At 69.8% G+C, this 6,274-nt stretch carries 7 protein-coding genes, 1 pseudogene and 1 riboswitch; of the genes and pseudogenes, 5 read left to right on the top strand and 3 right to left on the bottom strand.

Going from position 1 to position 6,274, the window contains the following annotated elements; translation table 11 throughout:
• The 4 genes and pseudogenes from Q1K09_RS07230 to Q1K09_RS07215 all read left to right on the top strand — a co-directional run.
• Positions 1-231, top strand: a pseudogene (locus Q1K09_RS07230) (hypothetical protein); the annotation flags it as partial.
• Complete coding sequence (locus Q1K09_RS07225) at positions 228-803, top strand: monovalent cation/H+ antiporter complex subunit F (RefSeq protein WP_300344276.1); 576 nt, start codon at positions 228-230, stop codon at positions 801-803. The pseudogene Q1K09_RS07230 and the gene Q1K09_RS07225, both read left to right, overlap by 4 nt.
• Positions 800-1,186: a monovalent cation/H(+) antiporter subunit G gene (mnhG, locus tag Q1K09_RS07220; protein ID WP_300344275.1), complete on the top strand. Its 387-nt coding sequence runs from the start codon at positions 800-802 to the stop codon at positions 1,184-1,186. The genes Q1K09_RS07225 and mnhG overlap by 4 nt, the downstream gene beginning before the upstream one ends.
• 132 nt (positions 1,187-1,318) lie before the next feature.
• A complete protein-coding gene (locus Q1K09_RS07215) occupies positions 1,319-1,489 on the top strand; it encodes a hypothetical protein (protein WP_300344274.1) in 171 nt (56 codons plus the stop codon).
• Between the two features lie 164 nt (positions 1,490-1,653).
• On the opposite strand, the gene Q1K09_RS07210 is transcribed toward Q1K09_RS07215, so the two are convergent.
• Positions 1,654-1,926: a DUF4235 domain-containing protein gene (locus Q1K09_RS07210; RefSeq protein ID WP_300344273.1), complete on the bottom strand. Its 273-nt coding sequence runs from the start codon at positions 1,924-1,926 to the stop codon at positions 1,654-1,656.
• A 101-nt stretch (positions 1,927-2,027) separates the two neighbouring features.
• Between Q1K09_RS07210 and Q1K09_RS07205 the strand changes: the two genes are divergently transcribed.
• Positions 2,028-2,846: a carbon-nitrogen hydrolase family protein gene (locus Q1K09_RS07205; protein ID WP_300344271.1), complete on the top strand. Its 819-nt coding sequence runs from the start codon at positions 2,028-2,030 to the stop codon at positions 2,844-2,846.
• A 35-nt stretch (positions 2,847-2,881) separates the two neighbouring features.
• Here the strand turns inward: Q1K09_RS07205 and Q1K09_RS07200 are convergent, their stop codons facing one another.
• Both Q1K09_RS07200 and Q1K09_RS07195 read right to left on the bottom strand, forming a co-directional pair.
• A complete protein-coding gene (locus tag Q1K09_RS07200; protein WP_300344270.1) occupies positions 2,882-5,470 on the bottom strand; it encodes an ATP-binding cassette domain-containing protein in 2,589 nt (862 codons plus the stop codon).
• Between the two features lie 5 nt (positions 5,471-5,475).
• Positions 5,476-6,114: an ECF transporter S component gene (locus tag Q1K09_RS07195; protein ID WP_300344268.1), complete on the bottom strand. Its 639-nt coding sequence runs from the start codon at positions 6,112-6,114 to the stop codon at positions 5,476-5,478.
• Positions 6,107-6,231: riboswitch (TPP riboswitch) on the bottom strand. It overlaps the preceding gene by 8 nt.
• Between the last annotated feature and the right edge of the window lie 43 nt (positions 6,232-6,274).

Here is a 6,274-nt window from a genome sequence, read left to right as displayed (position 1 = left end):
GTGGACCGCACTACCGCCACGCTGTACCTGCACACGCTCAATGTCGACGACGACGTCCGGGCTGAGCGGATCCGGCAGGACGCGCTGCGCACCGAGGCGCTGCTGATCCGCACCCTGGGCAGCCATTCTGATCTGGCGGTGGTGAAGGCGGAGAAACGGCTGGGCCGCACCGCTGGACTCTCCAAGACCGAGCGCGACAGCGCCGTCCTGCGCGGGGGTGAGCGACCATGACCATGTTAGAGGCGGCGTATTGGATCACCCAGGTGCTGCTGGCCGCCGGGGCGCTGTGCGCGGTCTACCGGGTCTACCGCGGGCCCTCGGTGTTGGACCGGGTCATCAGTGTGGATGTCATCCTGATCATCGTCGGCTCGGTGATGCTGGCCGATATGGCCTTCCGGAGGCACCAGGACTTCATCCTTTTTGTGGTGGTCACCGCGGTGATCGGCTTCCTCGGTGCAGTGGCGATCGCACGCTATGTGGCGGTGCGCACCCCTGATTCCGCCGAGGCCGCGCTGCAGGCGGACCAGCAGGCGGCCGCCCTGGACGGCGAGCGGCCCGGCCAGGAGAGTGCTCCCGCCCGCGAGCCTGCCGGTGGAGCGGCCGAAGGGCAGGTCAGCCAGGAGGAGAACGAGTCGACCTCCTGGTTCACCGCTCTGACGAAGTCCGGGTTCCGGCCCCGCCGGACTGACCAGCAGCACCGGGATGGCCAGCACGACGGCGCACCGCCCGACGCTGACCAGAGCGGCCCCGAGCAGAACACCCCCGGCCGGGACGGATCTGGGGGAAGAGGAGGTCAGCGATGAGTCTGGACGCAGTCCTTGACGGCGTGGCGGCGATCTTCATGGTGGTCGGCGGGCTGATGTCCCTTGCGGCCGGCATCGGGCTGGTGCGCTTCCCGGACCTGCATTCCAGGATGCACGCGGCCACCAAGCCGCAGGTGCTCGGCCTGCTCATGCTGGTGCTCTCGGCGGCGATCATGTGGCGGGCCTGGGAGTGGGTTGCGGTGGCCCTGCTGGCCTGGGGCCTGATGATCCTCACCGCTCCGGTGAGCGCTCATGTGGTGGGCCGGGCAGGCTACCGAACCAAGCACATGCGGGCGGACCTGCTCACCCACGATGAGCTTGCCGCCACCGTTGAGCGGATCAGCCGGCAGAAGGGTGTGCGCCGCGAAGTCAGCGGTGACTGAGGCCCCCGGGGACGCCGGCTGCGAATAAGCCCCGGGCGCTCAGCAGCATAGGAGCGCACGCGGATCCACCGCGAAGGGGACTTCGCGCTGAAGTCCTCTGACCTGCGGCAGCAGGTCGGATAAGGTGAGGGCATGATTCTTAAGATCGCCTTCGGAGTTATCACGATTCTGGCGGTCATCTCCGGCATCGTCGTGCTCACCGGCGAGCCTCCGGTCGCCGCCGGCTTCTCCTTCGGAGCAGCCGTGGTGGCAGGAGTCAGTCTGGCCTACCTGATCGGCCGGGACGCGAAGAAGAGCCTCTGAGCCGCCTTCGGCCTCACGCTCCGTCGCGCCGGCGGCGCTCGAATCTGCCGTGCCTGTGCGGCTGACCTGCGGTGCGGCTCCCAGCGCGACGGCCGGCGCCGGCTGCACCTGTGGGACGTCTCTTGGCGCGCCGAATTCGGCGGGGACTGTGCTGCAGCCTCGGATCAGACCTCGGAGCGCTTGCCGTAGGCGGTCTGGAACTTGCGGGCGCCGGCCATGGCGCCGCGCTGGGAGAGGACCTGGACGGCTCCGCTGACGGCTGCCGAGGTCACCGCGAAGATCAGGGCCTTCTTCAGTGAGACGGCGTCGATGTCCTCATGCTTGGGAGTGTCCTCACCGGTGACCTGCTTCCAGACGAAGTCGAAGGTCTTGGTCGCGATCAGGCCCGCTCCCAGGGAGATCCCGACGGTCAGTCCCTTTTCCACCAGCTTGTCCATATACGCTCACTTCCGCTCCGACTGCACTGACGCCGCCCGCGCCGGGCCCGGCGTGTATCTGTCCCTCAGCCTACCGCCCTGACCAGGCATACAGTAGAGATATGCGTATTGCGGCAGCACAGGTGGTCACAGGTGAAGATCCCCAGCAGAACCTGCGCCTGGTGGATGAGTGGACGGCGAAGGCGGCTGAGGCCGGCGCCGAGCTGGTGGTCTTCCCCGAGGCCACGCAGCGGGCCTTCGGCTACCCGCTGAAACCCATCGTGGAGGAGATCTGGGGCCCTTGGGCCGATGAGGTTCATCGGATCGCTCAGCGCCACGGACTCATTGTGGTGGTCGGGATGTTCACTCCGGCAGACCCCACGGACCAGGGCAGGCCGCGGGTGCGCAATACGCTGCTGGCCACCGGGCCCTCGGTCTTCGTCTCCTATGACAAGATCCACCTCTACGACGCGTTCGGATTCCAGGAGTCGCAGAATGTGCAGGCCGGCGACCGCCTGGTCCAGTTCCCTGCACGGGGGATGACTTTCGGGCTGGCCACCTGCTACGACATCCGGTTCCCCCAGCTCTTCCAGGCCCAGGCCCGCGCCGGCGCAGAAGCTGCACTGGTTCCGGCCTCCTGGGCCCCTGGGCCGGGCAAGGTGGAGCAGTGGCGCACACTGGCGGTGGCCCGCGCGCTGGATTCGACCCAGTACGTCATCGCCTGCGGCCAGGGCCTGCCCGAAGCCGCCGGGGTGCGGGCCCCCGACGGTGCACCCACCGGAGTCGGCCACTCGCTGATCGTCTCACCGACCGGGGAGATCCTCGCCGAAGCCGGCGAGGCGCCGGAGCTGCTGGTGGCAGACCTGGATCCGGAGACCGTGCAGCAGGCCCGCACAGTGCTGCCGGTGCTGGAGAACGCCCGCAGCGACCTGGACTTCTGAGGCCGGATCTCAGGGTCGAGACACCGGGGCGCTGCTCAGTTGAGCCACACCAGGTTCCACGTCCCTGCCAGGACGGCCAACGCTGTGGCTGCCCCTGCTATCACTGCTCCGCCGGCGACCACCAGCGCGTCGGAGGCGGTGAAGCTGGCAGGCCGAGACCAGGTGCGCGGACCGGCCCCGAAGCCGCGGGATTCCATGGTCACCGCAAGCCGAGTGGCCATGCGAATCGCCTGGACCAGCACCCCGAAGGACTGGGTGAGGAACTGATTCCCCAGTCCGCGAGCACGCCGGGCATGGCCCAGAGCGGTCCAGTGCTCGGCCATCAGCCCCAGCAGCCGCATCGCCGCCAGCGCCCCGAGCACGAACCGAGCGGGCAGGCGCACCTGCTGGGCCAGGGAATCGGCCAGGTCAGTGGGATCGGTGGTGGAGAAGATCAGCACACTGGGCAGCACGATGGCGAAAGCACGGGCGCCCAGCGAAAGCCCCAGCTCCAGCGAGCCGGTGGAGACCGTGGTGACGCCCAGGTCCAGCAGCACCCGGCCTGATTCTTCAGCTGCCACCGCGGCGCCCCATACCGCCAGCAGCGAGGCGACGGCGAAGATCCAGATCCGCCGCAGAAAGGTGAGCAGCCGGATGCCGGCGGCCGGAAGCAGCGCGAAGCTGGCCGCGGCCACCACGCCGGCGGAGACCGGGTCGATGGTGGCGATCAGCGCCACCGTGATCAGCGCCAGCGCGCAGAGCTTCGCCAACGGTCCGCGGCGGCCCAACCAGGAGGTGTCCCGACCGCTGCGGCCCCACCACGACACCTCAGGACCGTTGCCGACAGCGTCCGGCCCGCCGCGCGTACCCTCTGGGCCGTTGCCCGCAGCGTCCGCCCCGCTGCGCGCACCCTCGGGCCGGTCGGCGAAGCGGGCGACGTCGAACCGCTCTGCCTCCAGCCCGCGCAGGAAGTCCTGGTCGTGGGTGACTGCCAGCACGGTGCCGCCGTCGTCGATATGCTCCCGCAGCAGTCCGATCAGCTCCGCGAAGGTGTGGGCGTCCTGACCGAAGGTGGGCTCATCGAGCATCAGCACCTGGGGCCCGGCCGCCAGGGCGGTGCCCACCGACAGGCGCCGCTTCTCGCCCCCGGAGAGGGTGAACGGATTGGCCTCGGCCGCATCCTCCAGACGCAGCCGGTGCAGCAGACGCTTCACGCGCTCATCAACCTCGGAGGCGCTGAACAGCGGGCGTCGGGACCCGGGGACGCGGGCGCGTTCGGCGGAGAGGCGCAGCTCATCGGCCACCGTGCTGCGCACAAACTGGTGCTCCGGCTCCTGGAACACTGTGCCGATCCGTGAAGTCAGGTCCTCGGACCGCCAGTCGGCGGGTGAATCCGGCAGGTGTTGGCCGCGCTCACCCTTCAGCGCCGCTCCGGCGCGCAGTGTGCCCGCATGGGGCCGCAGCAGACCCGCCAGGGTCAGCATCACCGTGGACTTTCCCGCGCCGTTGGGACCGGTGATGCCCACCGCTGTGGCCGGGCTCAGCGAGATGTTCACTCCTGAGAGCACCGGCTGCGGCGCCGGACCCCGGCGCCAGGATCGGCGGGGACTCTGCCGGTGGACCGCCAGCCCGCTGCCGGTGAGCAGCTGCTTGCCGCCGGACTGCGCCTGCGGCTCAGAGGCGCAGGGGGCGCGGCCGGCACCGGACCAGGCGGGCAGCCCCGCCAGCGGATCGGCGCCGGGCACCCACAGGCCCGCCTCGGTCAGCTGGCCGCGCAGCCGCTGATCGGTGTGCAGCGCGCCGGCCGGCACCCGGCAGCTCACCCCGCCGCCCGGCTGCAGCACCACCAAGGTGTCCACGTGGTCGACCCACAGGCTCAGCCGGTGTTCGACCACCACAAGAGTTGCACCGGTGCTGCGGGCGGCTGCGATGACGGCATCACGGACCTGCTCAGTGCCGGCCGGATCAAGGTTGGCGGTGGGTTCATCCAGCAGCAGCAGACCCGGCCGCATCGCCAGGATCCCCGCCAGGGCCAGCCGCTGCTTCTGCCCGCCGGAGAGCGCGGCGGTGGAATGATCCGCCGGAAGGTGGTCCAGGCCCACCGAGCTGAGCGCCTGCCGGACCCGAGCAGGGATCTCGTCAGGCGGGACGGCGAGGTTTTCGCAGGCGAAGGCGACGTCGTCACCGATGCGGGAGAGCACCACCTGAGACTCCGGGTCCTGCTGCATCAGCCCAGCACGGCCGCGGGCCTGGTCAGCGGGAATGCCGTCCAGCAGCAGGTCACCGGTGCTGGTGGCAGCCGCAGCCTCCTCCTCGGGGCGCTCGCTCTGATCAGGGTGAAGCACCCCGGCAAGGGCATGCAGCAGCGTGGACTTGCCTGCTCCCGAGGGCCCGGCGAGCAGCACCTTCTCACCAGGGGCGATCTCCAGGTCCACACCGGCCACCGCAGGCCGCGTCCGGTCAGCGTGCTGGTACGTGAAGCCCCGGGCGGTGACGGCCACCCCGGCCCCGGATGCCGACGGCGGCGCTGCTGGGACCTCAGAGTCCGGTGCAGATCGGTGCTGGGCAGGGGCCGCGGGCGCAGCGTGCGATGCGGACAGCGGCGCGAAGGTCGCGGGGAGCCGCCCCCTGTGGTGAGAGCCCACCGTGGTCAGGCTGCCGGTGTGCCGGCCGTGCGGGTGCGTCCGGTCAGCGCCGACTCCAGATGGGCCCGGCGGGACTTCAGCGGACCGAGGACCCCGGTGGCAGCCAGTCCACGGGTGGCCAGCCACGGCAGCGCTCCGGCGATGACCGCCCCGGAGAGGGCGAATCCGGCGATGTGGACGACGGTGCCGACGGCGTCGTACTGGTAGTAGCTGGCGATCCAGTTCTCATTGATGCCGCCGGCCAATCCGGCAGCGGCGCCGGCCAGGACCGCCACGTCCAGGGTGAACCGGCGGTAGAGGAACGCCAGCAGTATCAGCTCCGCGCCCAGACCCTGCAAGAATCCCGAGAGCAGCACGCCCAGCCCCCATTGGGAGCCCAGCAGCGCGGAGACCGCGGCGGCGACCATCTCGCAGTAGATGGCAGCGCCGGGCTTACGGATGATCAGCGCCCCCAGCACCGCTGGGAACAGCCACATGCCCGCCACCACAGAGGCAGTGGGGGGATAGGCGACGAAGAGCGTGCTGACTGCGTGATAGGAGAGGTTCCAGCCCCAGAAGATGACGCCGGAGGCCACGGCCAGAGTTGAGGCGACCACAATGTCGCTGACGTTCCAGCGGGTGCGCAGAGATGCAGAGGTGCTCATAGTTACGACTTCCTTCGCAGGTTCTAGCCTGTGCAGGTTCTAGGGTCTGGGCCTACAGCCCACTCTCAGCGCCTGGGGAGCCGGACGGCTCCGGCGGGCGCTCCCCTGTCGGACAGTTGGTGCTATTCAGTTGTGCAGGTGTGCCAGACCACATTAGCAT

Origin of the sequence: Nesterenkonia sp., from assembly GCF_029265375.1 — a bacterium.
Classification (GTDB): Bacteria; Actinomycetota; Actinomycetes; order Actinomycetales; family Micrococcaceae; genus Nesterenkonia.
This window is presented reverse-complemented; position numbering and strand designations above follow the sequence as displayed.